The sequence below is a fragment of the Nitrosospira sp. Nsp1 genome (genome assembly GCF_900100985.1).
In the GTDB taxonomy this organism is placed as follows: Bacteria; Pseudomonadota; Gammaproteobacteria; order Burkholderiales; family Nitrosomonadaceae; genus Nitrosospira.
In genome coordinates, this window is sequence record NZ_FMUF01000025.1 from 24826 (window position 1) to 48016 (window position 23191).

At 54.9% G+C, this 23191-nt stretch carries 24 protein-coding genes; 8 read left to right on the forward strand and 16 right to left on the reverse strand.

Annotated elements, in window-relative coordinates:
- Positions 1 to 77: 77 nt before the first annotated feature.
- Complete coding sequence (locus tag BLP78_RS13085) at positions 78 to 1010, reverse strand: histone deacetylase family protein (RefSeq protein WP_090459881.1); 933 nt, start codon at positions 1008 to 1010, stop codon at positions 78 to 80.
- A 213-nt stretch (positions 1011 to 1223) separates the two neighbouring features.
- Here BLP78_RS13085 and BLP78_RS13090 point away from each other — a divergent pair, with 213 nt between their 5' ends.
- From BLP78_RS13090 to BLP78_RS13115, 6 genes are all read left to right on the forward strand, one after another.
- Positions 1224 to 3347: an EAL domain-containing protein gene (locus tag BLP78_RS13090; RefSeq protein WP_090459883.1), complete on the forward strand. Its 2124-nt coding sequence runs from the start codon at positions 1224 to 1226 to the stop codon at positions 3345 to 3347.
- 125 nt (positions 3348 to 3472) lie between these two features.
- Positions 3473 to 5623, forward strand: coding sequence for a hypothetical protein (locus BLP78_RS13095; RefSeq protein WP_090459884.1), 2151 nt, complete (start codon positions 3473 to 3475; stop codon positions 5621 to 5623).
- Between the two features lie 77 nt (positions 5624 to 5700).
- Positions 5701 to 6723, forward strand: a complete 1023-nt coding sequence (locus tag BLP78_RS13100) for a class I fructose-bisphosphate aldolase (RefSeq protein WP_090459886.1) — start codon at positions 5701 to 5703, stop codon at positions 6721 to 6723.
- 25 nt (positions 6724 to 6748) lie between these two features.
- Positions 6749 to 7135 carry a fluoride efflux transporter CrcB gene (crcB, locus tag BLP78_RS13105; protein ID WP_090459887.1) on the forward strand — a complete coding sequence of 129 codons (387 nt, stop codon included), beginning with the start codon at positions 6749 to 6751 and terminating at the stop codon, positions 7133 to 7135.
- A 93-nt stretch (positions 7136 to 7228) separates the two neighbouring features.
- A complete protein-coding gene (locus BLP78_RS13110) occupies positions 7229 to 7561 on the forward strand; it encodes a DUF190 domain-containing protein (protein WP_090459889.1) in 333 nt (110 codons plus the stop codon).
- A 360-nt stretch (positions 7562 to 7921) separates the two neighbouring features.
- Positions 7922 to 8416, forward strand: a complete 495-nt coding sequence (locus BLP78_RS13115) for a hypothetical protein (protein ID WP_090459891.1) — start codon at positions 7922 to 7924, stop codon at positions 8414 to 8416.
- A 228-nt stretch (positions 8417 to 8644) separates the two neighbouring features.
- Here the strand turns inward: BLP78_RS13115 and BLP78_RS13120 are convergent, their stop codons facing one another.
- Positions 8645 to 9136 carry a hypothetical protein gene (locus BLP78_RS13120; protein ID WP_090459892.1) on the reverse strand — a complete coding sequence of 164 codons (492 nt, stop codon included), beginning with the start codon at positions 9134 to 9136 and terminating at the stop codon, positions 8645 to 8647.
- Positions 9136 to 9732, reverse strand: a complete 597-nt coding sequence (locus BLP78_RS13125) for a polysaccharide deacetylase family protein (protein WP_090459894.1) — start codon at positions 9730 to 9732, stop codon at positions 9136 to 9138. Before BLP78_RS13125 ends, BLP78_RS13120 begins: the two co-directional genes overlap by 1 nt.
- Before the next feature lie 474 nt (positions 9733 to 10206).
- Between BLP78_RS13125 and BLP78_RS13135 the strand changes: the two genes are divergently transcribed.
- Positions 10207 to 10761: an NADPH-dependent FMN reductase gene (locus tag BLP78_RS13135; protein ID WP_090459898.1), complete on the forward strand. Its 555-nt coding sequence runs from the start codon at positions 10207 to 10209 to the stop codon at positions 10759 to 10761.
- A 36-nt stretch (positions 10762 to 10797) separates the two neighbouring features.
- Here BLP78_RS13135 and BLP78_RS13140 read toward each other — a convergent pair whose 3' ends face one another.
- Both BLP78_RS13140 and BLP78_RS13145 read right to left on the reverse strand, forming a co-directional pair.
- Positions 10798 to 12069, reverse strand: a complete 1272-nt coding sequence (locus BLP78_RS13140) for an NAD(P)/FAD-dependent oxidoreductase (protein ID WP_090459899.1) — start codon at positions 12067 to 12069, stop codon at positions 10798 to 10800.
- 28 nt (positions 12070 to 12097) lie between these two features.
- A complete protein-coding gene (locus tag BLP78_RS13145; protein ID WP_090459921.1) occupies positions 12098 to 13108 on the reverse strand; it encodes a zinc-dependent alcohol dehydrogenase family protein in 1011 nt (336 codons plus the stop codon).
- A 190-nt stretch (positions 13109 to 13298) separates the two neighbouring features.
- On the opposite strand from BLP78_RS13145, the gene BLP78_RS13150 reads away from it, so the two are divergent.
- Entirely contained in the window at positions 13299 to 13622 is a 324-nt protein-coding gene (locus BLP78_RS13150) for a hypothetical protein (protein ID WP_090459900.1), read from the forward strand.
- 43 nt (positions 13623 to 13665) lie between these two features.
- On the opposite strand, the gene mnhG is transcribed toward BLP78_RS13150, so the two are convergent.
- From mnhG to BLP78_RS13205, 11 genes are all read right to left on the reverse strand, one after another.
- The gene (gene mnhG / locus BLP78_RS13155; protein ID WP_090459901.1) at positions 13666 to 14040 is read right to left on the reverse strand and encodes a monovalent cation/H(+) antiporter subunit G; all 375 of its coding nucleotides are present in this window, start codon (positions 14038 to 14040) and stop codon (positions 13666 to 13668) included.
- Positions 14037 to 14318 (reverse strand): K+/H+ antiporter subunit F, encoded by a 282-nt coding sequence (locus tag BLP78_RS13160; protein ID WP_090459903.1) that lies wholly within the window; start codon positions 14316 to 14318, stop codon positions 14037 to 14039. Before BLP78_RS13160 ends, mnhG begins: the two co-directional genes overlap by 4 nt.
- Positions 14315 to 14803, reverse strand: a complete 489-nt coding sequence (locus BLP78_RS13165) for a Na+/H+ antiporter subunit E (protein WP_090459905.1) — start codon at positions 14801 to 14803, stop codon at positions 14315 to 14317. Before BLP78_RS13165 ends, BLP78_RS13160 begins: the two co-directional genes overlap by 4 nt.
- Positions 14800 to 16443 carry a monovalent cation/H+ antiporter subunit D gene (locus BLP78_RS13170; protein WP_090459906.1) on the reverse strand — a complete coding sequence of 548 codons (1644 nt, stop codon included), beginning with the start codon at positions 16441 to 16443 and terminating at the stop codon, positions 14800 to 14802. Before BLP78_RS13170 ends, BLP78_RS13165 begins: the two co-directional genes overlap by 4 nt.
- A complete protein-coding gene (locus BLP78_RS13175; protein ID WP_090459908.1) occupies positions 16440 to 16784 on the reverse strand; it encodes a Na+/H+ antiporter subunit C in 345 nt (114 codons plus the stop codon). Before BLP78_RS13175 ends, BLP78_RS13170 begins: the two co-directional genes overlap by 4 nt.
- Positions 16784 to 19732, reverse strand: coding sequence for a monovalent cation/H+ antiporter subunit A (locus BLP78_RS13180; protein ID WP_090459910.1), 2949 nt, complete (start codon positions 19730 to 19732; stop codon positions 16784 to 16786). The genes BLP78_RS13175 and BLP78_RS13180 overlap by 1 nt, the downstream gene beginning before the upstream one ends.
- Positions 19733 to 20353: 621 nt before the next feature.
- Positions 20354 to 20962: a hypothetical protein gene (locus tag BLP78_RS15350; RefSeq protein WP_143002966.1), complete on the reverse strand. Its 609-nt coding sequence runs from the start codon at positions 20960 to 20962 to the stop codon at positions 20354 to 20356.
- Between the two features lie 206 nt (positions 20963 to 21168).
- Positions 21169 to 21519, reverse strand: a complete 351-nt coding sequence (locus tag BLP78_RS13190) for a hypothetical protein (RefSeq protein ID WP_090459914.1) — start codon at positions 21517 to 21519, stop codon at positions 21169 to 21171.
- A gap of 25 nt (positions 21520 to 21544) precedes the next feature.
- Positions 21545 to 21865, reverse strand: a complete 321-nt coding sequence (locus tag BLP78_RS13195) for a helix-turn-helix domain-containing protein (RefSeq protein ID WP_090459916.1) — start codon at positions 21863 to 21865, stop codon at positions 21545 to 21547.
- The gene (locus tag BLP78_RS13200; protein WP_090459918.1) at positions 21862 to 22212 is read right to left on the reverse strand and encodes a type II toxin-antitoxin system RelE/ParE family toxin; all 351 of its coding nucleotides are present in this window, start codon (positions 22210 to 22212) and stop codon (positions 21862 to 21864) included. Before BLP78_RS13200 ends, BLP78_RS13195 begins: the two co-directional genes overlap by 4 nt.
- A gap of 211 nt (positions 22213 to 22423) precedes the next feature.
- Positions 22424 to 23191: IS3 family transposase (locus BLP78_RS13205; RefSeq protein WP_143002967.1), on the reverse strand; the 768-nt coding region annotated here is incomplete at its 5' end.

Sequence of the window (23191 nt, forward strand, 5' to 3'; positions counted from 1 at the left end):
GAGTATGGTCCGGCATGCGATAAATTGTAGCCAAAATAGGCGAAGCACGCTGCGTTGAACGAAATTCCGATAACCGGTCAAGGATCGTTAAGGGCTTTCAGATGGGCAGCAACGCTTCGCCCCAGCGCGGGCAAGGCATATCCCCCTTCCAGAGCGGATACGATGCGGTTGCCGGCGTACTTTTGCGCTACCTCTCTGATCTTTTGTGTCACCCATGTGTAATCCGCTTCCACCAGATTCAATGAAGCAAGATCGTCATCTTTGTGGGCATCGAAGCCGGCTGAAATAAACAGCATCTGCGGTTGGAATCTTTCCAGCGCAGGTAGCCAGAATTGGCTCACTGCTTCGCGGAATGGTTCGCCATCGCTACCGGCGCGCAGCGGAATATTGACCATGCGTTCCGAGCGCCCCTTCACCCCGCTATATGGATACAGAGGGTGTTGGAAAGTAGAAACCATCATGACTCGCGGGTCATCCCGGAAAATATTCTCTGTGCCATTGCCATGATGCACATCGAAATCCACCACGGCAACACGCTCCAGGGCATGCGCCTCAATGGCATGCGCGACCCCTGCCGCGATATTGTTAAACAGGCAGAAGCCCATCGCGCGGTTGCGTTCCGCGTGATGTCCCGGGGGGCGAATACTGCAAAAGGCATTTTCCACCTGCTTTCCAGCCACCAGATCCGTTGCCAGGATGACCGCCCCTACGGCACGATAAGCGGATTGCAGGCTGTACCGGTTCATCGCCGTGTCTGGATCTAGATTCACGAGGCCCGCTGAAAGCGCCTGGCGCCCAGCGGCATCCAGCAACGCGATATACTCTGGCGCATGCACCCGTTTCAGTTGCCCGAGGGTCGCTAGTGGTGCAAGATGGTGCTCCAGTTTATCCATCAAGCCGGAGCCGGCCAACTCATCCTCAATCGCTTTGAGCCGCGCTGGAGACTCGGGATGGTGTAAACCCATATCGTGGAGCAGGCAATCGGGATGCGAAATGAAGGCGGTATGCATATCGAACTCCTTTTTATTCCCTGCCGCGCGCACGTTCTCTACTTTGACGCATTCTTCATGCCATTGGCTTCTTACAAATTGGAAAGCAACATTCGGTCCGTGATAATCTCATAAAATAAGAACCTCTGAATAAGCCCGCCATCACGCTCATTCGGCAACTGAACCGGCAGCCCAGCGGACTTATTCAGAGATCCACCAAAAATAAGGCGTTCGATGTCTCTTCTTCGACAACTCCGGTTGACGGTTATCCTGGTTACCCTGGCAAGTTTCACAGGCAGCTTTGCCATAAGCCTGCTCAGTGCGCGAAGCTATCTGGAACAGCAACTCCATCAAAAAAATATCGATAGCGCCAACTCCCTCGCCCACTCGATCTCGCAACTGAGCAAGGATACGGTTACGATCGGCCTGCAGATCGGGGCACTTTTCGATAGCGGCCAATATGAAACGATCTCGATCACTTCGCCGGATGGCAGGGTGATTGCCGAACGGATACGGGATCGGAAAGACGGTACCGTTCCCGAATGGTTTATCGACCTCTTCCCCGTCAGCGCCGAAGCGGGTATCGCTCAGATTTCGGACGGCTGGATGCATTTCGGCGTCATCAAGGTTGCGGCTAACGCCCAGTTCGCCTATCAGGCTCTCTGGGATCAAACGGGAACGTTATTGATCTGGTTTCTGGCTGCGGGCATATTTTGCGGGCTCATCGGCATATTGATACTGCAGCGTATCAAAAAACCATTGGCGGCAATGGTCGAGCAAGCTGAAGCGATTACGGAACGGCGTTTTCTCACCATTTCCGACTCTCGCATACCGGAATTGCGCACCATCGCGCATGCGACGAATGACATGATAAGACGCTTGCATAACAGGGCCATAGAAGAAGCGTCCCGGATGGAGAGCGTGCGCAAGCTGATAAATTACGACCCCGTCACGGGCCTGGCCAATCGCGCCCACTTCATGAACCGGTTTCTCGAAATTCTGGACGGCAAAGAGGGCGAAGGCGCCACTACGGATGGAAATGGTAAGGATACTGTTCCCGGCAAGGACAGCGAAAACATGGCTACGACCCAGGACGTCGAAGACGCGGCTTTGATCCATGATGGCAACGATGCGGGCCCCGGCGACGTTGAGGAAAATACCGTTCCGAGCGTGAATGATAAAGATATCGTAGCCGTAGCGAAGACGAAGCGCGCACAAGGCGTTCTTTTCCTGGTACGGATCAATAACCTGGAAGAGATCAACCAGAAACTCGGCCGTGATGGAACAAACAGTCTGCTCCGTGAGGTCGGGAGGCTCATAGGCAACATTGCCGGCAGGGCTTGCGATAGCACAGTATCGGATCCACTGGCTGCGCGCCTGAACGGGTCGGATTTCGTCCTTGTCATTCCTGATATCGATGATACCAGCCAGATCGCAAATCAGTTGGCGATGGAATTGGCGGTATTGACATCAAAAATCGACCGGGAGATAACCGACCTGTACCACATCGGTGCGGTTCGATACCGGGGTGGGGATAAGCTGGGCGAACTGTTAGGCAACGCCGACCTGGCGCTGACCACCGCCGAGCGTACGGGTATCAATGCCTGGCACCTCATTGCTGCGCAACCTGATCAGCTTCCTGCGCCTGTCGTCAATATCGGTGACTGGCGCAATATCTTTAGCGATGCGCTCGCCGAAGATCGCTTCAAGCTGGTTCTCTATCCCGTGATCGGTCCGACGGGCGCTCCGTTGCATCAGGAGGCCTTTGTCCGCATGCAAGCCCAGCATGACGGAGGCTGGCTGGATGCAAGCGATTTCGTCAACATCGCTGCACGTCTCAACCTGACTGGGCCTCTTGATCTGGCTGTCATCCGTCACGGACTCGAAACGTTACAGTCATTGACCGGAGACCTCGCGATCAACCTATCCATTGAAACGATCGCGGACTGGGATTTCCGGAATAAACTTGCAGAATTGTTGCGCCAATATCCAAACTTGTGCCAGCGACTCTGGATCGAAGTGCCAGAGTATGGGGCTTATCGAAAATTCGAAGCATTTCGTGACTTCTGCTACACCTTCAAGGAACTTGGCTGTCGTATCGGCATTGAACACTTTGGCCATCACTTCGCTGAACTGAGAGAGCTTACCGGCCTCGGCCTTGATTACATCAAGGTAGACGCCAGCTTCGTGCACGGCATCCACCAGAACAGGAATAATCAGAAATTCCTGAAGGGGTTGTGCAGACGGGCCCGCAGCATCCGTATCATAGCAATTGCCGACGGTGTGCAAACGGAAGCGGAGCGGCGGGCATTGATAAAACTCGGCTTGGATGGCGTTACCGGACCCGGGGTAAAATAGTTCGACCTGTTCTCTTGCAAAACTTCGAATCTTGTGGTGGCAATGTTCTTCTTGCATTGCTCAAGTGCTGCATCTATAACTCCTCAAGAAGTCTCGGAATTTCTAATAATACTAAAGGATAGATCATGGCTCCCTCACACATATGGAAATTTTTCCGCGCAGGCGGATTCGATCAAGTACAAATTGATAACGGCGCGGATTTGCTGGCACTGAAAGGATTGGATCAAAAGTTGTGGGTAGCGTTGAGTTGCCCCACACGCGGCATAGAATTCGACACTAAAACCCTCGATTTGATCGATCATGATGCCGATGCGCATGTGCACGCGAATGAAGTGCTGGCAGCTATCGCCTGGACAGGCGGCTTACTGAGGAATTCAGACCTGCTGGTCGAAGGGTCGGATCGGGTGGTTCTGGCTGATATAGACGATAGCAGCGAAGAAGGACAACAGGTGCTCGCATCAGCACAATACATTCTGAAAATGCTGGGCAAGCCGGATGCGGCAGAGATTTCACTGGCGGATATGGCTGACATCGAGAAGTTTGTTGCCGGTTTGGAATTCAATGGCGATGGCGTGGTTCCTGCCAGCCAGATTACGGATGCGGGATTGCGCACAACGATCGAAGACATCATGAAGTGTCGCGGCTCAGTAGTGGATGTGAGCGGGAAGGCGGGGATCAACCAGGAAATCAATGATGCGTTTTTTGCGGAAGTTGCCATTTTTTCGGACTGGGGGATTAAGGGTGACGCCGATGCCAATATTCAATTTCTGGGTGACAAGACACAAACCGCGGCGGATGCCTTCCATGCCGTCAAAGAAAAGGTCGATGACTACTTCACGCGTTGCCAGATGGCTGCTTATGATGTGCGCGCAGCCGTCCCGCTAAGCCGCTCCACCGAGGATTATCAGGGCATTGCCGCACAAACGTTATCGGCAAAAAACACCGATATCGCAAGTTTTCCGCTTGCGACAGTGGAGCCAAACAAACCCCTGCCATTGGTTTCCGGCCTCAATCCCGCATGGCAAAAACAAATAGACGCGTTACGCGAGCAAACCATTGTGCCGGTATTTGGTAAAAAAGAGAATTTGCTCGCATCGGAGTGGGCCGCGCTCTGCACCAAATTCGATGCATTTGAAAAATGGCAATCCGCCAAACCAGCCTGCTGTGCCGAGCAGCTCGGCAAGGCACGCCTGCGCGAGATCTTCGGCAGCAAGCACAAGGAAGCAATCGATGATTTGATTAACCAGGATAAAGCGGTGGAAAGCGAGGTAAAGGCGATCCATTCGGTGGAAAAACTGCTGCGCTATAAACGCGACTTATTTAACCTGGTGAATAATTTCGTATCGTTTCGCAGCTTTTATACCGGCAGAGATAAAGCGATATTCCAGGTAGGCACGCTGTACCTGGACGGACGCAGTTGCGAGCTGTGCGTGAGAGTTGACGATATTGGCAAACATGCTGAGTTTGCCAATATGAGCGGCCTGTATCTCGCGTATTGCGATTGCGTGCGCAAAGGGGGTACGGAGAAGATGAGCATTGCCGCTGCCTTTACCGCCGGCGACTCCGATTTTCTAATGGTGGGGCGAAACGGTATTTTCTATGATCGAAAGGGCCAGGACTGGGATGCCACTATTGTGCGAATCCTGGACCATTCGATCAGTATCCGCCAGGCGTTCTGGTCGCCGTACAAAAAACTGAGCAAATTCATCAGCGATCAATTGCAGAAGATGGCCGCGTCGAAAGCCGCCGCATCGGATGAGAAATTGATCAAGGCGGCAGTGGAGAGCAGCACGCCGATAGCGGCGGGTACAACGCCTCCGCCAACGCCGAAGCCGCCTTTCGATGTAGGCAAATTTGCCGGGATTTTTGCGGCGATAGGGCTGGCGCTCGGCGCTATCGGCGGTATTCTCGCATCACTCGTCAGCGGAATACTTGGACTGCAGTTCTGGCAAATACCTTTGGCGATAATCGGCTTGATGTTATTGATTTCCGGTCCGGCGATGATTGTAGCGTGGTTCAAGTTGAAGAAACGCAACCTTGGCCCCGTGCTGGATGCAAACGGCTGGGCGATCAACGCGCGGGCGCGCATCAATATTCCATTTGGCACGTCGTTGACCAAGCTTGCCCGTTTACCGGAAGGTTCGCGTCGCTCGTTGGCCGATCCCTTTGCGGAAAAAAAGACGGTGTGGCCATATTATGTGTTGATTGCGGGCGTCATCGTCGCCCTGATCGTGATGTGGCAAATGGGCTTTTTCGGGGCGCCTCCAGCCAAATAATCAGGCTGGAGCGGAATTACCCGTGAATGCTTCCGGCTTCGATGTGAATCTTCAGCCTTACAGGAGAATAAGCGCTCATGAATATTGATGAACTCAAATCGGTGGCCGAAGCCATCGTTGCAAAACAGAAGGGTATTCTCGCGGCGGATGAAAGCAACCCGACGATCAAGAAACGCTTTGATTCGATCGCGCTTGAATCCACCGAAGAAAACCGCCGGCGGTACCGGGAAATACTTTTCACTGCGGAGGATATCGAGCGCTACATCAGCGGTGTCATTCTTTTTGATGAAACATTGCGCCAGCGCAGCCGCGACGGTACGCCTTTTGCCGAATTGCTGTCGAACCGGGGGATCATACCGGGCATCAAGGTGGATAAAGGTGCAAAAGCGCTGGCATTGTGCCCCGGTGACAAAATCACGGAAGGATTGGATGGGTTGCACGACCGGTTTGCGGAGTACAGACAACTCGGGGCAAGGTTCGCCAAATGGCGGGCTGTGATGGAAATCGATGAGCACGACCTGCCTTCGACATACGCGATCCATGCGAATGCCCATGCCTTGGCGCGCTATGCCGCCCTTTGCCAGGAAGCCGGCATTGTTCCGATTGTCGAGCCCGAAATACTCATGGACGGCGCCCACACCATCGATCGGTGCGAAGCCGCTACCTCACAAATGCTTGAAATCCTGTTTGGAGAGCTCAACGCGCATGGCGTGCTGTTCGAGGGGATGCTGCTCAAGCCGAATATGGTGATTTCAGGGATGAAATGCCCGCATCAGGCCAGCGCGCAACAGATTGCAGCAGCGACTATCCGTTGTATACGCCGCTATGTGCCTGCCGCGGTGCCTGGAATCGTATTCTTGTCGGGTGGCCAAAGCGCGGAAGAGGCAACCAATAATCTGAACGCGATGAATACGGGGCACGCCCATCACCCGTGGCAACTCAGTTTCTCCTACGGGCGCGCGCTGCAAGCGCCGGTTCTAGCTGCCTGGAAGGGGCAGGAAAGCAATGTTGCCGCAGCACAGCGGACTTTCTTCAAACGCTGCCAACTGAATGGCTTGGCTCGCGAGGGATTATATAGCGGGGCAATGGAAAGCAACTGACCTGTAATAACAATAAAACAATAAAATGGGTATCTACGCGATAACGGCGGTGGGCACAGGAGCTGCGCTGGGCGCATGGCTACGCTGGTGGTTTGGCATGGCATTAAACCCGGTATTCCCTACTCTCCCTCTCGGCACTTTGATGGCGAACCTGACCGGTGGCTATCTTGTCGGCATTGTGGTCGAGTATTTTCATCACAATACGATGCTGCCGCCTGAAGCACGGCTGTTTGCCCTTACCGGTTTTCTCGGCGGATTGACCACCTTCTCCACTTTTTCCGCTGAGACGGTCACCTTGCTGTTACGGGAGCAATATGGCTGGGCTAGTCTCATTATTTTTTCACACCTAGCGGGTTCTCTGGCGATGACAGTGCTTGGAATCATGACCATCAAATGGCTGGCGCAACATTAATCCGCTCAGCCCGCTCAACCTACTTAAGCCGCGCAGCATCGGTTCGGGCGCTGGCTGAACTCAACCGCGAAAGCGAATGACGGGAGAAAGAAGATGAGAGAGGATGACACGAAAGGTACCTTTCTCAAGTTCTTTGTGAGCGAATATCGGGAACACGATGGCATTCTGCTATATGAATGGCTGCTGGAGCGCGCCAAAAAGAATGGTTTGCACGGCGGTACCGCGATACGCGCGGTGGCGGGCTTCGGGCGACACGGGGTATTGCACGAAGAAACTTTCCTCGAGCTTGCGGCGGACCTGCCGGTGGAAGTAAGTTTTGTCGCAAGCGAAGAGGAAGCAAGGCGCTTTCTGGATTTGCTGCAGGCGGAAAACCTTGACCTTTTTTACGTCAAATTCCCGGTCGAGTACGGGTTTCTGCCGGAGTAAAAATACTGGCTGAACCGAGGCGGTCTTTCACATCCACAATTCCCGTTTCATTGCGCTACACTGACTCAAACCGATTTTACATGGCAATTGCATACCCAGCCAGGTAGGTCGGGCTCCGCCCGACATTGTTTTTCGATCGTCGGGCGGAGCCCGACCTACCTGCTGGGCGCGCAGTGCGACGTGTAACTACGTGATCGCGTGACTGCAAATACGCTGTCAAGACGACGGTGCGTTCACCTGTTCGATATGCACGCCTGAGATGCCAGGGTCGGCCGTGGCGCGCGATGGTTCTCGCTCATCGGTGCGCTGGTATCGCTTTGGGTTATCGCTTTCATTTTTACGAAGGGCCATCCGGCAGCATTGTTTCTCGGCACGGACAATCGCTACAGCAGTTCGAAATTCCAGACCGTTCTCTGGTTTACGCTGGTAATCAGCGCTTATATCGCCATCGTGTCGCACCGCATCGCGGCAGCCGGCTGGACTTATGTGGGCGGGGTAGATATCCCACCCAACCTGCTCATCCTTTCCGGCATCAGCGTACTCACCTTTGCCGCTGCCAAGGCGATTACGACAGGAAAGGTCGAAGGCAAGCCCGACATGAAAACCAGCGCCAGTGCGCCGAGGGCAACCGATCTCATCACCGATGACAACAATAGAACCGATCTGGGCGATTTCCAGATGGTGGCAATCACAATCCTGGCAGTTATCATCTATGCCATATCCGCAGTCGAATTCATGGAGCACATCGAGTTCCGCCGTGTCGTTACGATGCCTGATGTCGATGCAACAATGCTTTCCATATTCGGCTTGGGTCAGGCTGCCTATCTCGGCAAAAAAGCCGCTGGAGAGGGGTAGCCCAAATATTGATCAGGCCTGCCATTTCCAGCTTCGAGTGGAAAGCAGCAGGCCACGAAGCGAGTTGCAACCATTCTGTTTAGGCAGTAATGTCCGCGATGCGGGCATTTTCACGAGGTTAGCGCGAGCGAAAAAGGGAAGCCTTACGCGAGCCCGATATCCCCCCAAGGCTGGGCATTCTATCCTGCGGAAAAATGCGTGTGTCGTAAAACGGAGGGCTGACCGGCCTCAGCGCAACTCTCGAAGCGCGCACTTACCCATGTCGAACGTCAACCCCTCGTTACGATACCCCCAGACAGCCGTAAAGTTGGCGGTATCGTTATTTCCGGTACCGATTGTCAATGAAACGATTATCGGCTCATTTCCTGGATGCGCAGTCGGTATCAGCTTAGCCATCGCCGTGAGGTCGCCCGAGGCCGGGTCCCTGAATACGGTCGCCTTGGCTGCATAGCAGTTCGTCCATAGACAAGCCGATAACTCGCCGGTTGTCGTGCTGTAGGCGAACCACTCGGCATGCTGGAAATCGCTGACTATCTTTTCGCACTGGTCTACGGTGCACTCATATTTGATATCCGGCCTGCAATCATATTCCCGATTTTCCCGAGCTGCGATCGCCGGGCTCGATAGCAGCATAGACAACAATGACAACAATGCAGAGCCGCAGAGGCCATCATCCCGGCGCCAATGATGCGCCCGCTGACGCTCGTCACTGCGGTCCATTACGGTTCCGCAATGGTAAACCCCCATCCCCTTAACCGGGAGATAAAAGCCGGGAGGTCCCTGGCAGTCCCCGTTTGCACGTGCATCAGGATATTGAAGGATTCCTTACGCGGCTGTTGCTCGAACTGACTCTCGATATTGTTTATTTTTTCCGGTCCCAGACCTTGCGGGGCTTTCCAATCCTCGGTATCGATGTCCCAGGTTACGATGTCCAGGGACAGATCCCGTGCCACCTCGACCAGCTCCGGATCGAGGTGGCCACGGAATCCCCCCGCACCGTATGGCGGACGGATTTTGGTCGGCGTTACGCCGGTGGTTTTCTTGATAATGTTCTGGGTGCGTTCCAGCTCACTGCGCACGCTTTGTTCTGTCGCCCGTTCAAGATCCGAATGGCTCCAGGAATGGTTCTGGATGTCATGCCCCTGATCGACAATCATTCTTGCCGCTTCAGGATACTGCCTTACCTCGTCGCCCAGAACATAAAACTCCGCCTTGATTTCCTCCTGTCGCAGCGTCTGCAGGATGCTTTCAAGTGCTGCCAGGGGCGCTGGCCCGTCATCGAACGACAGAATTACCGATTTTTCATCACCCAGCATTCTAATTCTCCCAATAAGATGAATAATGAATAATTAACGCAAATCCTGGCCTGCCAATGGCGCATCAGTTCCTGAATTCAGGTATTGCTCCTGCACTAGTGCCAGACGGTGAAATACGGCGGAATGAAGTCTTAATTTTTTTGCTGCTATATTATGGATACAAAGAACGTTATCATTGGATAGCCTATTTAACTATTAGACCAACGCCAGCAGCGAGTCAAGTTTTGGTATATTCGAGGTGTCTCCTAGCAGCCTGTCGGACTTGAAGAATCGTAGCGAAAAAATGGCTGGATGAGGACAGATTTTGAGGATTTTGAGACCAATAGTTATTCTATTGGCCAAAAGCGGCGAAATATGAACCGGCCAGACGCTTTTGCAGCCGATTTCCTTTAAGTCCAACAGGCTGCCAAGTAGGGTTGCTGAACGCGAAATACGCATATTCATTTTCTGCAATTTTTCATAAGGAAATCTCACATGAGCCAATATCGCATTGCGATAGTGATCGGCAGCCTTCGCCGTGATTCGTTCAACCGCAAACTGGCTGGCGCAGTGATGCGACTGGCTCCGCCGGAGCTTACTTTCAAACAATCCCTGATCGGCGATCTGCCGCTCTACAACCAGGACGACGATGGAAACCAGGCACCGGCAGTCAAGCGATTGAAGAGCGAAATCATGAATGCCCACGGGCTACTGTTCGTCACGCCCGAATACAATCGTTCGATGCCGGGCGTGCTCAAGAACGCGATCGATCATGCCTCGCGCCCCTATGGGGCGAATGCCTGGGCCGGCAAACCAGCGGGGGTGATAGGCGCCTCCCTAGGTGCCCCGGGCACAGCCATGGCGCAACAGCACTTGCGCAATACACTCGCCTACCTGGATGTACCAACGCTCGGCCAGCCTGAAGCGTTTATCCATGTAAAAGAAGGATTGTTCGACGAGAACGGAGACATCGGGATTGAAGATACCAGAAAATTCCTGCAAAACTGGATGGACCACTATGTCGCCTGGGTGAAAAAGCTGGCCGTCTGATAAACCAATTCTTATCGTTGAAGCGCTTTTACCGGGCTATTTCTCGCGCCCGGGATTTGCCGCCGGCCTGATTATCATCCTCAACGATTGGTCCTTGGTAAAATAAGCGACTCCCCAGTTGAGTAAGGTCATTACCCTGTTTCGATAAGTGATCAAGGAAAAAAGATGTACGAACAGCCATGTCATCCAGGCAATCAAACCGTTGAAGTGTATTTCGGGTTTGGGAAGGTCTGCCACGGCTTTATTTCGCCCGATAATGGCCATCGAACCCTTGTCATGATAGAAAAACGGCTTTAACGGTTTGTCATAAAATGCGGCAAGCAGGTTAGCGGCCAGGTTTTTACCCTGCTGAAGTGCTACCTGCGCCAGTTGCGGGTGCCCCTGCGGAAAATTCCTGTCGGTAACCATCAGGCAGGTATCGCCGATAGCATAGATATTCGAGATGCCCTTCACTCTGTTATGCTCGTCCACCCGAAGCCGGTTACCGCGACCATAACAATCCGGCGGAATGCCGTCGAACACTCTTGCAGTTACCCCTGCGGTCCAGAGCAGGATCCGGGTCTTGATCGTTTCGCCATCCGCAAAGATGACGGCATTGTTTACATAATCTTTCACCAGTTTGTTCAGCCGTACTTTCACGCCCATTTCAACCAGCCTGTCATAAGCATATTGCTGCGATTTTTTGCTCATTGACCCCAGCAATGCGGGCGATGCATCCACAAGATAGATATCCACTTCGTGGCCGGTCAATTCGGGATAATCCTTTTGCAGGATATTCTTGCGCATCTCCGCGAACATTCCCGCGATTTCAACTCCGGTGGGCCCGCCACCCGCTATGACGACAGAAAGCCGCACCTTTTGCGCGCCGGCGGCAACGGTTGCCGCCTCCATTTTCTGGATCATGTCGTTGCGGATTTCTATTGCATCATCCACTGTTTTCATCGGTAGCGCGGCCTTGCGGATGTTTTCCATTCCAAAATAGTTGGTATCCGTGCCCGTCGCGAGAACAAGATAATCATAAGACAGCTCTCCGGTAGACAATAAAACCTTGTTATCTTCCGCAATAACCCTTTGCAGGTCGCCCAGACGGAAACTTACGTTCCTTCTGCCATGAAAAAATTTGCGAAATGGATAGCAGATATTGGATACCTCAAGAAAACCCGTCGCTACCTGATACAAAAGCGGCGGAAAGAGGTTGTAATTATTCATATCGACAAGCGTGATATGAAAATCGGGTTCTTCAGCCAGGTGCTTTACCAGGTTAAGCCCTGCAAAGCCGCCGCCGATGACCACCACTTCTTTTTTCATTTTTTATATGAAAAAAATGACGGAAAGCTCAAATATCAAGACATATCTTGCCGAAGTGCCGGTTGGATTCCTGATAGCGGAAAGCCTCGACAATCTGTTCCAGCGAAAAATGCCGATCGATTATCGGCTTCATGTCATTAGCATCGATGGCGCGGATCATTTCCATCTGGTGGCGGCGGCTGCCGACGACCAGTCCCTTGAGGCGTAACTGGCGCGTGAGGACTGGGAGCAGCGGCAGCGTTCCCGTCACGCCGGAAAGGATGCCGATAATCGCGATGTGCCCACCGATACGTGCCGATACCATGGATTGCGCCAATGTCGACGGTCCGCCTACCTCGATGACGTGATCGACCCCGCGACCCGCAGTCAATCGGCGTACCGAGTCGCCCCAGTTCTGGTCTTTCCGATAGTTGATCAGGTAGTCTGCGCCCAGCGCTTCCAACCGGCCAAGCTTCTCATCGCTGGATGAGGTGGCGATTACCGTCGCGCCCGCCATCTTGGCAAATTGCAAAGCAAATACCGAAACGCCACCGGTTCCCTGAATCAGCACGGTCTCGCCGGGCATCAATGCGCCATCTACCATCAATGCACGCCAGGCTGTCAATCCCGCGCAGGTAAGCGTGGCCGCCTCGGCGTGGCTATATCCCTTGGGCGCACGGGTGAACGCGGTGACAGGCATGGTGACCTGCTGGCGTGCAAAACCATCGATGCCGTCGCCAGGAACAGTGCTCATATCATCAACCTCAGGTTCACCGTCCAACCACGTCGGGCAGAAAGTACTGACGACATGATCGCCAGATGCGAATTCAGTCACGCCTTCACCCGTTGCCACAACCTCTCCTGCTCCATCCGACATCGGGATACGTGAAACGGTTGGCGCCCACATTCCGCTGACGACCGCGTAGTCGTGATAGTTAAGCGAACTCGCCCGGATGTTGACGGTAATCTCGCCCGGTTTCGGCGGTAAAGCGTCGCTTGTGCCCAGCGTTACACGATCGAACCCCCCGCCTGGTTGCACGTAGATGGCTTTGTTGGTCATGATTGTTTCTCCTGTCGAAGCTTGGAACAGGTTGAGATGGAAAAGAACGTTTTTGTATCTGTAGCGTATATACTTTAGCAGGTTGCAAACAACTAAACGATACTCGCGGCGCCAGGTATCTATCCCTGCGATCAGGCGATCAAGCAAAACGCTCGGCAGGATCTTTTGATGAACAAGGAAAAACAAATCCATGGAATCCAGGGCCATCATCAATACCGAGAACATAATAACCACCAAGGAATTGTTCACGCGTATCAAACGGCTGGAACAGGAACTGAATTACCACTGTTCCGATGAATATTCGAAAGAGCTGAAGGCGCTGGAAATACTGGAGAGGAACGTTGAAGCCGCCGCCACGGTTTCGACTTTTGAACCGGGCTCGGACCTGGTTCGCGACAGTTACCTGGAGGAATATAAAAAAGCCGTACAAACGCTGCCGGGTACGGCGAATACGGGTAAAGTACGCTTCCGTCCCGTTGATTTCGGCGGCATAACCTACTGGCTGCGTCAGTAAAACTCAAGCATCATGGCGCTTGAGCTTTAACCCAGCTTGGGCATTATTGCATCCGCTGAATTTGCTTGAGCGCCTCGCTCGGCTGGCCTATCGCCTTTTTGCGCGCATCTCTGCGGTCCCGGTATATTCCCGCCCGTATGAGCAGCATCGAGGTCACCGGAGATGTCGTTACGACAAATAGCGAAATCAGCAATTCCTGAAAGACGAACCGGTGAGCATGCATGGAAGCGATCAATATCGATGCCAGCAATACGCAACCGAGGCCGAGCGTATTGCCCATGGTAGGCGCATGTATCCGCGCAAACAGATCGGGCAGCCTGAGCAGGCCGAAAGAGCCCGTCAGCGCGAGCACCGCACCCGATACCAGCAGCAAGGAAGCCAGCACGTCCGCCCACACGGGAATATCCGCCGTCATCATGACTCGATTACCTCTCCGCGCAGCAGGAATTTTGCCATGGCAGCCGAACCGACAAAACCGAACAGCGCAATCAGCAGGGCGATATCGAAATATATTCTGGACCCGAACTGGATACCGAGCGTCAGTACGGTCAGCATGGAATTAATATAGAGCGTATCAAGCGCCAGCACGCGGTCTTCCGCAGCCGGCCCGCGCAACAGCCGGATAGCCGCGCAAATCATGGCCAGTGCAAAAGCAATCAGCGCGAAAGATACGGCCCAGGGTAGCAGGGTATTCATTCGAAGATCTCCATCAGTGGACGTTCATAACGGTCTTTGATCGTACGAACCCAGGCCTCCTCATCTTGCAGATCGAGGACATGGATCGTCAAGGTAGCACCATCCGGCGCCAGGCCCGCCCAGATGGTGCCGGGTGTAGCAGTCACTATACAGGCTAGCGTGGCGAGGCCATACGGAGCACGCATATCGATAGGGATCTCCATGAAGCCGGAATTGGAGCGTGCTTCCGCCGACCCGAAAATAATGCGTGCAACCGCGATATTGGACAGGGTGATATCAAGCAGCACAACGAAAAGCAGCCTGACCGCAACCAGGAGGTGGCCGGGACGCGCGCGCGATCGCAGCATCGCAGCGGTCGCAAGGGAAACGGTTATCGTCATTGCGAGGCCCAGCACGATCTGGCCCGGCGCCAGCGAATCATTGAGCAGGAGCCAGATCGCGAACAGAACTATCGTAAACAGCGATAGGGATGGCCATCGTTTCATCGCCCAGGTTCCCCGGCCCCATTTGACGGGGATGATAAAAGACCGTTCCCCAGCACGGCATCAATGTATATTCGCGGTGAAGACAACGAAATCTCGGTAAGTGCGAGATAACTAGCCGCCGGCCCGGCTCCCGCCGTGAGCCCCATGCTCAGCAGCAGCAACACGGCCACCGGGGCCGCTTCGGTCAGATGCAGCCGCGGTGTGACGATCTCATCCGAACTCCAGAACAGGCGCATGCCCATTCTGCATAATGCGATGATACCGACCAGCCCCGACCCGAGCATCGCCGCCCATAACGCCCAAGTCGATGCCGGCACGGTCTCGAGCGGCGCAGTTCCCAGCGCGGCCGAAAGAATCATGAATTTGCCGACGAAGCCGGACAGCGGCGGCAGTCCCGTTACCAGCAGCGCACACGATACGAAGCTCAGGCCCAGAAACGCCATGGCTGCGGGCAGTACAATACCCACCACCTCATCCGGACGATCGGGATCGAGCGGATCGTCGAGGCCGAATGATTCCAGCGAAACGTCTATCGCGTTGTCGCCAAATCGCTGGGTCCGCTCGATCATTTCGCTCAGCATGAAAAAAGCGCCGGTCGCCAACACAGAACTGACCAGGTAAAACATCGCCGCGCCTTTCATCCCCTCTCCCCCCAGCCCAAGCGCCGCCAATAGCGTGCCGGCTGACACGATGACGCAATACGCCGCCAATCGCTGGGGTTGCTGCACGCTCAGCATGCCTGCGGTACCGAGTGCAAGCGTGACCATGCCGATGCCGAACAGCCATCCATCATTAAACGGTGCAGGTGCGCCTGAGGCAGACAGCAGCGACCCCAATCGCAGCAGCGCATAAATTCCTACTTTGGTCAGGATTGAAAAGGCTGCCGCCACCGGCGCCGCCGCAGCGCCATAAGCCGCCGGCAGCCAAAAGTTCAATGGCCATGCCCCGGCCTTGACCAGAAACGCCACCCCCAGGATAGCAGCGCCCGCTTCGAATAAAACACGGTCGCCGTCGTCCAGTCCCGGCACCCGCACGGCCAGATCCGCCATGTTCAGTGTGCCGCTTGCGCCATACATCAGCGCGACGCCAATCAGAAAAACAAGCGAAGCCGCCAGATTGATGGCGATGTAGTGCAAGCCTGCCTTGACGCGAGCAGCGCCCAGACCATGCAGGAGCAAACCATAGGATGCGGCCAGCAACACTTCGACAAATACGAACAGGTTGAACAGATCGCCGGTCAGAAAAGCGCCATTCACGCCCATGATCAGGAACTGGAACAGTGACTGGAAATGAGGCCCCATCCGTTTCCAGCGCGCTAATGCATATACCAGCGATGCGAGTGCCAGTACCGCGGTCAGCATCAACATCACAGCAGACAGTCGATCCGCTACCAGCACGATGCCAAACGGCGCCTCCCAGCCGCCTAGCAGATACACCGCGATTCCTCCCGGCCAAATCTCCGGCAAGCCGCGATTGGCCATATATACGAGCAAGGCCGCCACCGCGAGGTTTGCCAGCGTGGCGCTGAGTGCGATGAACGTGCGAGTGGTGCGCCGGGATTCGGTAAACAGCAACATTACCGCTCCCGCCACGAGCGGTATGACTACCGGTAATACCGGCAAATGCTGTAACCAGCTCACGGTTCAGGCTCCTCCTCGCCGTCGACGTGATCCGTGCCGGTCAAACCCCGGGATGCGAGCAAGACAACCAGAAACAGTGCCGTCGTGGCAAAACTGATCACGATTGCTGTCAGCACCAGCGCCTGGGGCACAGGATCGTCAAAGCGGGTTGGGTCGGGGTCGAGCGTGGTAATGATGGGCGGGAGATGGACAACCAGTCGTCCCATGCCGAAAATGAACAGATTGACCGCGTAGGACAGCAGGGAGAACCCAATGATGACCTGAAAGGTACGCGGCCGCAGCAGCAGCCATACGCCGGATCCGGTCAGCACGCCAATCGCGAGAGCGTAGACAATTTCCATCAGCCCTCCGGTCCCGCCTGCGCCGGAAGCGCTGCCACACCGCCCGCGGCCGCCTCGGGTCGTGCCTGGGCCGCGCTTTTCCGATGGGCGCGTAACGATTGGTGCGCGAGCGCCACCAGGATCAGCACCGTTGATCCAATCACCAGAAAATAGACGCCTAGGTCGAACAACAGTACCGTGGAAAGATGCAGTTCGCCGATTACCGGCAAAGTTTCGTGCCACGCCAAGGCTGAGAGAAATGGGCGCGTTGCCACCCATGCCGATATACCCGCACCCGCCGCGCACAAAAGCCCTGCCCCGATCCAGTATTGCGGGCGAATACGCGTGCGCGACTCCGCCCAGGCCGTGCCACCGACGAGGTATTGCAGGATAATCGCCGTCGCCATGATGAGCCCGCCCACGAACCCTCCACCGGGCTCGTTGTGCCCACGCAGCAGAAAAAAGACCGATACCATGCCGGCAACCGGCAGCAGTAGCTGGACGAGCGTACCCGGCACCATCATCGGGCCCGGCGGCAGCGGCGCATGCGGGTCCGGCGCGGCCATGCCCGTCTGCGCATCCTGCTCACGCTGCTGGGGCGGCGGTTCCATGCTCTCTGGCGCGGGGCGGAACCGCCGCAGCAGAGCGAATACGGTCAGCGCAACGATTCCAACCACCGTAATTTCACCCAGCGTATCGAAACCGCGGAAATCGACGAGTATCACATTGATCACGTTGGCGCCGCCACCCAGCGGCAACGAATTTTCGATGAAGAAATGGGAGATGCCTTTTCCAGCCTGCCGCGTCAGTACCGCATAGCTCAACATGGCCAGGCTGACTCCGGCAATGCTTGCAAGCGCCAGGTCCCGCAGACGCCGGCTACGCGCCCGTACCCGTGCCCCGAATGAATCCAGTGCGTCGTCGATCCAGGCGTACCGGGGCGGAAGCCAGCGCAGACCAAGCAGGATCAGGACAACCGTCACGACCTCCACGACCAGTTGCGTCAGAGCCAGGTCGGGTGCCGAAAACCAGACGAATGTCATGGCCGTGGCGAGCCCTGCGCCACCCGCAAGGCTAAGCGCGGCAAGACGATGGTACTTGGCCTGGGTCGCCGCACCGACCGCACAGGCCGCGCCGACCAGCCACAGCAGCGCGAATGCCGGCTGGAACGCCGACCCGGCCATATTGCCCGCCGGCAGCCCCTTGTGCAATGGTACCAATGCAATTGCGAACACCGCACAAATCAGGAGCAGCAACTGAACTTGCAAACGTTCTGTCGAGAGCCACCGCATCAGCCAGGCCGCCAACGCGTCGAGCTTCTGGATCGCAAATTCGAAAAGGCGCCTGCCGTCGAAGCGGTTGATCAACGGTACTACCGCCGCGCCCTGCTGGTATTTGCCGAGCGCCAGATAGAGTCCGGTTCCAACAACCATTGCCACTAGGCTCATCACCAGCGGGAGATTCAGCCCATGCCAGACCACCAGGCTATAAGACGGCATGTATGCGCCCAACACCGAGCGGGCCGCCGTATCCAGGAAAGGTCCTATGGTCGCGGCTGGAAACATGCCTACCACTAGGCAAGCCAGTACCAGCAGTGCGCTGGGCAGCAGCATCCAGCGTGGCGGCTCGTGTGGCTTTCTCGGTAAATCCTGCGCAGGGGGTCCGAAAAACACCTGCAAGATAAAACGCAACGAATACGCAACGCTGAATATTCCCCAGATCACAGCCAGCACCGGCAAGCCAATACGCGTGACCGCGTGGCCGCTGACAAATATTGTTTCCGCGAAGAACATTTCTTTTGAAAGGAAACCATTGAGCAGCGGGACACCCGCCATCGATGCCGCCGCAACCATGGCCAGCGTTGTGGTGATGGGCATGGCGCGATACAACCCGCTCAATCGCGTAAGGTCTCGCGTGCCGGTCTCGTGGTCGACCATGCCGGCTGCCATGAATAGCGACGCCTTGAACGTCGCATGATTCATGATATGAAAAATGGCTGCAATCAATGCCAGCGAGCTGTTCAGCCCGAGCAGCAGCGTGATCAGCCCCAGATGGCTGATAGTCGAATACGCCAGCACACCCTTCATGTCCCGCTGGAAGATCGCTGCATAAGCACCCAACACAAGCGTAATGAGACCCGAGGTGCCAATGATCCAGAACCAGGCTTGTGTACCGGCAAGCACGGGCCATAGCCGCACCAGCAGAAATACGCCAGCCTTGACCATGGTCGCCGAATGAAGGTAAACCGATACCGGCGTCGGCGCCGCCATCGCATGCGGCAGCCAGAAGTGAAACGGAAACTGGGCGCTTTTGGTGAGTGCGCCCAGTGCGACCAGGACCAGCGCCGGCAGATACCATACATCCGTGCGGATGAGATCGCCTGAAGCCAGCACGACGTCCAGGTCATAACTGCCGACGATATGCCCCAGTATCAGCATGCCCGCAAGCAGGCACAAACCGCCGGCCGCTGTCACGGTGAGCGCCATGCGGGCGCCACGGCGCGCATCCACCCGGTGGTACCAGTAAGCGATGAGCATGAACGACGTCAGGCTGGTCAGCTCCCAGAAAACCACGAGCTGAATGAGATTACCCGAGAGCACAACCCCGAGCATGGCGCCCATGAAAGCCAGAAAGAACGCGAAGAAGCGCGGCACGGGATCTTGCGCCGCCATGTAGTAGCGCGCATATAGTATGACCAGCGCCCCCATCACGGACACCAGCATGGCAAACAGCCAGGCGAAACCATCTACGCGAAACGTAAAATCCAGGCCCAGTTCCGGCACCCAGGGCAGGACTGTGCGCACCACGCCTTCGCTGACTACCTGCGGGTAGAGCTGAAACGTCAGCGTGACACAAGCCAGCGCAACCGCACCTGCGAGCCAAACCGCCGCATTACGTGCGTGAGATGGCAGGACCGCCGCGCAGAGGCTGCCGACAAATGGGAGGATGACAATCCAGACGGGTGACATGAGTATTGTTATTGTTCCCAGGAATAATGGTGCAAACCCGAGGACAGGCGGTCAGCTGTGTTGTACGTTGCCCGCGCAGCACCTGAACCGTCCGCCTCGAAAAAGAGCCGAAGTTTCCCGCGCCTGCGATTTTAAATGTGATGGCTCTCTGGATTGGCGGCCAAATAGAGATTATCGCTGTTAGTGAATCAGCAGCGCCGCATTCCAGGCAACGAATAGGGTGTTTTCCTCGGATTTTACCGCAGACTGACCGTTAACTTACTATTGATCGTAGGGGGTTTAGGTGGTTACGGCGCCACCCATGGGGCCCAGCTATCTTCCCTTGCGCGAAGCTCCCACGAATATACGTGAAGGGAAAGAAATTATTTTTTTATCTTTATGGGCCGTTAAGTCTTTTTGACCTTCCTAAAATGGAATCCGATTAGGACGTGTCGTTGAGGCGACGCGTATCCAGACTTTCCGTCCGCAACCCTAAACCACCGACTTTAGCCGGTGGTTGTTGAGTCTCCCATTGATTTTGCCACAGCCTTTCGCCACACTGAGAAGATAAAAAAAACAACACATTAGCGTTACCCATTTTGGTATAGCAAAAGGGAACCCTTTTGATACACCTGCCAGTTTTCAAGTAAAAAAGACGTAAGCTGCACTAACAGTCTTCCGGAACTCACTCCATAACAGACCTTGGCCTGAATGGGGTATTCCCACCCTCCGTTTCGCATTTTTCCGATTTGGCGGATAGGGGCAGCGTACGGCAGCCCAAATCGTCTCGTGAAATCGCATTATGCAGAAGAGCCTTCCGAAATCGCCCCAAACCCAATTGCGGACGAACATATAGTCGAAAACCTGAATCTTTCCCTTGCTCGGGCAGGCGACGGTTTGAAGGTGTTTCCATGGGCGCGGACGGAATCGCTCCGTGTGTGCCATCATGAAAATGAAGTTGCCTCTATCGGAATCGTGGATCGGCTTGAGAGCAAGGAAAGCGTTCAGCGAAGGAATGGTCTTAGGGGTATAGCGATGGCAATAAAGGCCGAAGGCTACCTTCTGCACGATGTTTGCTATGCGGATTTCATCCGGTATAACGAAAACCCGACTGTTTTTTGCCACGCCCATGTTTTCCAGGAAATGAGCATCGAGACCTCCGCTTCTCTGCAGCATCCGATCAACAACTCCGCCATCCTCTACCTTACTTTGCAGAGACGGTGCGCAGGAGGCCTGCGCCATTACTGCCAAAAAATATTGTTCATCGCGGGAGTATGCTTCATTGCATGGTCGGCAGCTTGGAACTGTTGGGAGATTTGGCGGAAATGGCTGCTCCAATAGACAGCGCGGAATAACATGGTCTTTGGTAGTTGCTGGCTGGCAGCAGTAGACACAAGCTAGAGGCGACCGCTTTCTCATCAGAGTACCTAATCAAAATGCATTGCGTGTGTTAACAGTCATTCCTCGACCAGTTCCCAACTTTTGCCCCATTCATTCACGGTTTTTCCAGACCGGCTTTTTTCGAGCGGCCAATACCGGCGCAGGTATTTTTTACCCCTGTATTCCACGGTCTCTTTGCTTTGTGCATTTGGGAATATACGGTCAAGTTCCCCCTCCAGCTTCTCCCTTTCGGTCCATTCAAGAAAACCCGCATTCTTCAGGCACTGCTCTATCTCTCGCACCCTCCGGGCAGCGTTCCTGATATCGGTTTGATACTTGTCTGGATTGTTGCCCCTATAGTTATCCCATGCCTCCCTCCAGCAGGTGAGTTCGGCTTTCGCCTTTTCGTAGTCTTCAAGGGTATACATTTTTCTATTAGCTCAACCAAAGCTTTCAGATATGAGGAGCTGAGACCGTCTCCCGGTGCTTCACCTGTACGCTAACTTCAACCCTCGATCCCAAACTGTTAAGAATGGTCATGAGGCGATCAACGGTGAACCGGCCAAGGTCGGCGTTCCGGATGCGGGAAAAATCAGCAGCGGCAAAGCCGGTTTGCGCATGGGCTTTGCGGACGCTTAAATCCTGTTCATCCAGAATTTTGATGATTTCTGCTGCGAGGATAGCTTTGAGCTGCGCAACATCTGCATCAGCATGTCCGAAATCGCGGAAAATGTTTCCGCTTCCCCGCACCAGTTCGATAGGATCGTTTTTCATTTCAGCATCTCCTTCAATCGTTTCAGACGATCTTTCACAAGATCAATTTCGTGCTTAGGTGTCTTGATTCCGGTGGCTGATTTCTTCTGGAAAGCATGGATGATCCATATTTCATTCTTGATCTGCACAGCATAAACAACCCTGAAAGCATTCCCCCGAAAAGGCAGGGCAACTTCAAAAACGCCACTGCCCAGCCCTTTCATCGGCTTTGCGATATCAGCCTTTCCGCCTTCGGCGGCAATGGTGAGCGCGGAAAGAATGATTTCCTGCGCTCCTGCTGGAAAGTCCGTAAAGGCTTTCCGAGCTGAACTGATCCAGGAAACCGGCCTGGTTGTTTTTATATTCATCGGAATCTCCCTTATGATGTTGTCAAAAATGACAACACACGTCAAGTATTATTAAGGGATTTTCACCTGGCAAAGGTCGAAGGCACGGCTAGCATGACCCGCGGCGGGTGGGGGGCGCGGGTGGCCCGGAAGGGACAGGGGCGCGGCTTAGAAGTGGTCCCAATTGTTTGAACAACGACCTGAACATTTTAAGTGGAATCTCTGCTGATTCTCACGCTGCCAGTTCAACCGTCGGCAGCATCACGGCATAAGCCTCATCAGGTGTTTTCTTGCCCAGGCTCGAATGTGGCCTGGATCGGTTGTACCAATCCATGTATTGCATAATTGATGCTCTGGCTTCTGCGATCGAGTCATAGGCATGCAAGTACACCCGCTCGTATTTCACCGATTTCCACAGGCGCTCGACGAACACATTGTCCCTCCAGGCGCCGCGCCCGTCCATGCTGAGGTTGCAGCCCTGTTCCCTGACGGCCTGCACGAACTCATGCGCGGTGAACTGGCTGCCCTGATCGGTATTCACGATCTCCGGCTTGCCATGGCGATGGAACGCCTCTTGCAGTACATCGACGGCATGGCAGGCTTCCAGCGTGATCGCTACCTTTGCGGCTAATACCCGGCGCGAGGCCCAATCCACGACGGCGGTAAGGTAGATGAATCCTTTGGCCATTGGAATATAGGTCGAATCCAGTGCCCAGACCTGGTTGGCCCGGTTGATGGCGAAGCTGCGCAACAGGTAAGGATAAATTTCATGGCCAGGGTGCCTCTTGCTGGTTCCAGGCTTTCTATATAGCGCCTCAATGCCCATGCGCTTCATCAATGTGCCAACATGCTTGCGTCCAGCATCGCGCCCTTCCCGATTGAGTTGGTCGCGCAGCATGCGCGCGCCCATGAACGGGTGTTCCAGGTGCAATTCGTCAATGCGGCGCATGAGCGCCAGATCCGTGGCGCTGACTGGTTTGGGCAGATAATACACGCTGCC

Excerpts from the sequence above, each read along its gene's own strand:
- BLP78_RS13085 (WP_090459881.1), bottom strand. The coding sequence starts at position 1,010 with ATGCATACCGCCTTCATTTCGCATCCCGATTGCCTGCTCCACGATATG.
- BLP78_RS13090 (WP_090459883.1), top strand. The coding sequence starts at position 1,224 with ATGTCTCTTCTTCGACAACTCCGGTTGACGGTTATCCTGGTTACCCTG.
- BLP78_RS13095 (WP_090459884.1), top strand. The coding sequence starts at position 3,473 with ATGGCTCCCTCACACATATGGAAATTTTTCCGCGCAGGCGGATTCGAT.
- BLP78_RS13100 (WP_090459886.1), top strand. The coding sequence starts at position 5,701 with ATGAATATTGATGAACTCAAATCGGTGGCCGAAGCCATCGTTGCAAAA.
- crcB (WP_090459887.1), top strand. The coding sequence starts at position 6,749 with ATGGGTATCTACGCGATAACGGCGGTGGGCACAGGAGCTGCGCTGGGC.
- BLP78_RS13110 (WP_090459889.1), top strand. The coding sequence starts at position 7,229 with ATGAGAGAGGATGACACGAAAGGTACCTTTCTCAAGTTCTTTGTGAGC.
- BLP78_RS13120 (WP_090459892.1), bottom strand. The coding sequence starts at position 9,136 with ATGGACCGCAGTGACGAGCGTCAGCGGGCGCATCATTGGCGCCGGGAT.
- BLP78_RS13125 (WP_090459894.1), bottom strand. The coding sequence starts at position 9,732 with ATGCTGGGTGATGAAAAATCGGTAATTCTGTCGTTCGATGACGGGCCA.
- BLP78_RS13135 (WP_090459898.1), top strand. The coding sequence starts at position 10,207 with ATGAGCCAATATCGCATTGCGATAGTGATCGGCAGCCTTCGCCGTGAT.
- BLP78_RS13140 (WP_090459899.1), bottom strand. The coding sequence starts at position 12,069 with ATGAAAAAAGAAGTGGTGGTCATCGGCGGCGGCTTTGCAGGGCTTAAC.
- BLP78_RS13145 (WP_090459921.1), bottom strand. The coding sequence starts at position 13,108 with ATGACCAACAAAGCCATCTACGTGCAACCAGGCGGGGGGTTCGATCGT.
- BLP78_RS13150 (WP_090459900.1), top strand. The coding sequence starts at position 13,299 with ATGGAATCCAGGGCCATCATCAATACCGAGAACATAATAACCACCAAG.
- mnhG (WP_090459901.1), bottom strand. The coding sequence starts at position 14,040 with ATGATGACGGCGGATATTCCCGTGTGGGCGGACGTGCTGGCTTCCTTG.
- BLP78_RS13160 (WP_090459903.1), bottom strand. The coding sequence starts at position 14,318 with ATGAATACCCTGCTACCCTGGGCCGTATCTTTCGCGCTGATTGCTTTT.
- BLP78_RS13165 (WP_090459905.1), bottom strand. The coding sequence starts at position 14,803 with ATGAAACGATGGCCATCCCTATCGCTGTTTACGATAGTTCTGTTCGCG.
- BLP78_RS13175 (WP_090459908.1), bottom strand. The coding sequence starts at position 16,784 with ATGGAAATTGTCTACGCTCTCGCGATTGGCGTGCTGACCGGATCCGGC.
- BLP78_RS13180 (WP_090459910.1), bottom strand. The coding sequence starts at position 19,732 with ATGTCACCCGTCTGGATTGTCATCCTCCCATTTGTCGGCAGCCTCTGC.
- BLP78_RS13190 (WP_090459914.1), bottom strand. The coding sequence starts at position 21,519 with ATGTATACCCTTGAAGACTACGAAAAGGCGAAAGCCGAACTCACCTGC.
- BLP78_RS13195 (WP_090459916.1), bottom strand. The coding sequence starts at position 21,865 with ATGAAAAACGATCCTATCGAACTGGTGCGGGGAAGCGGAAACATTTTC.
- BLP78_RS13200 (WP_090459918.1), bottom strand. The coding sequence starts at position 22,212 with ATGAATATAAAAACAACCAGGCCGGTTTCCTGGATCAGTTCAGCTCGG.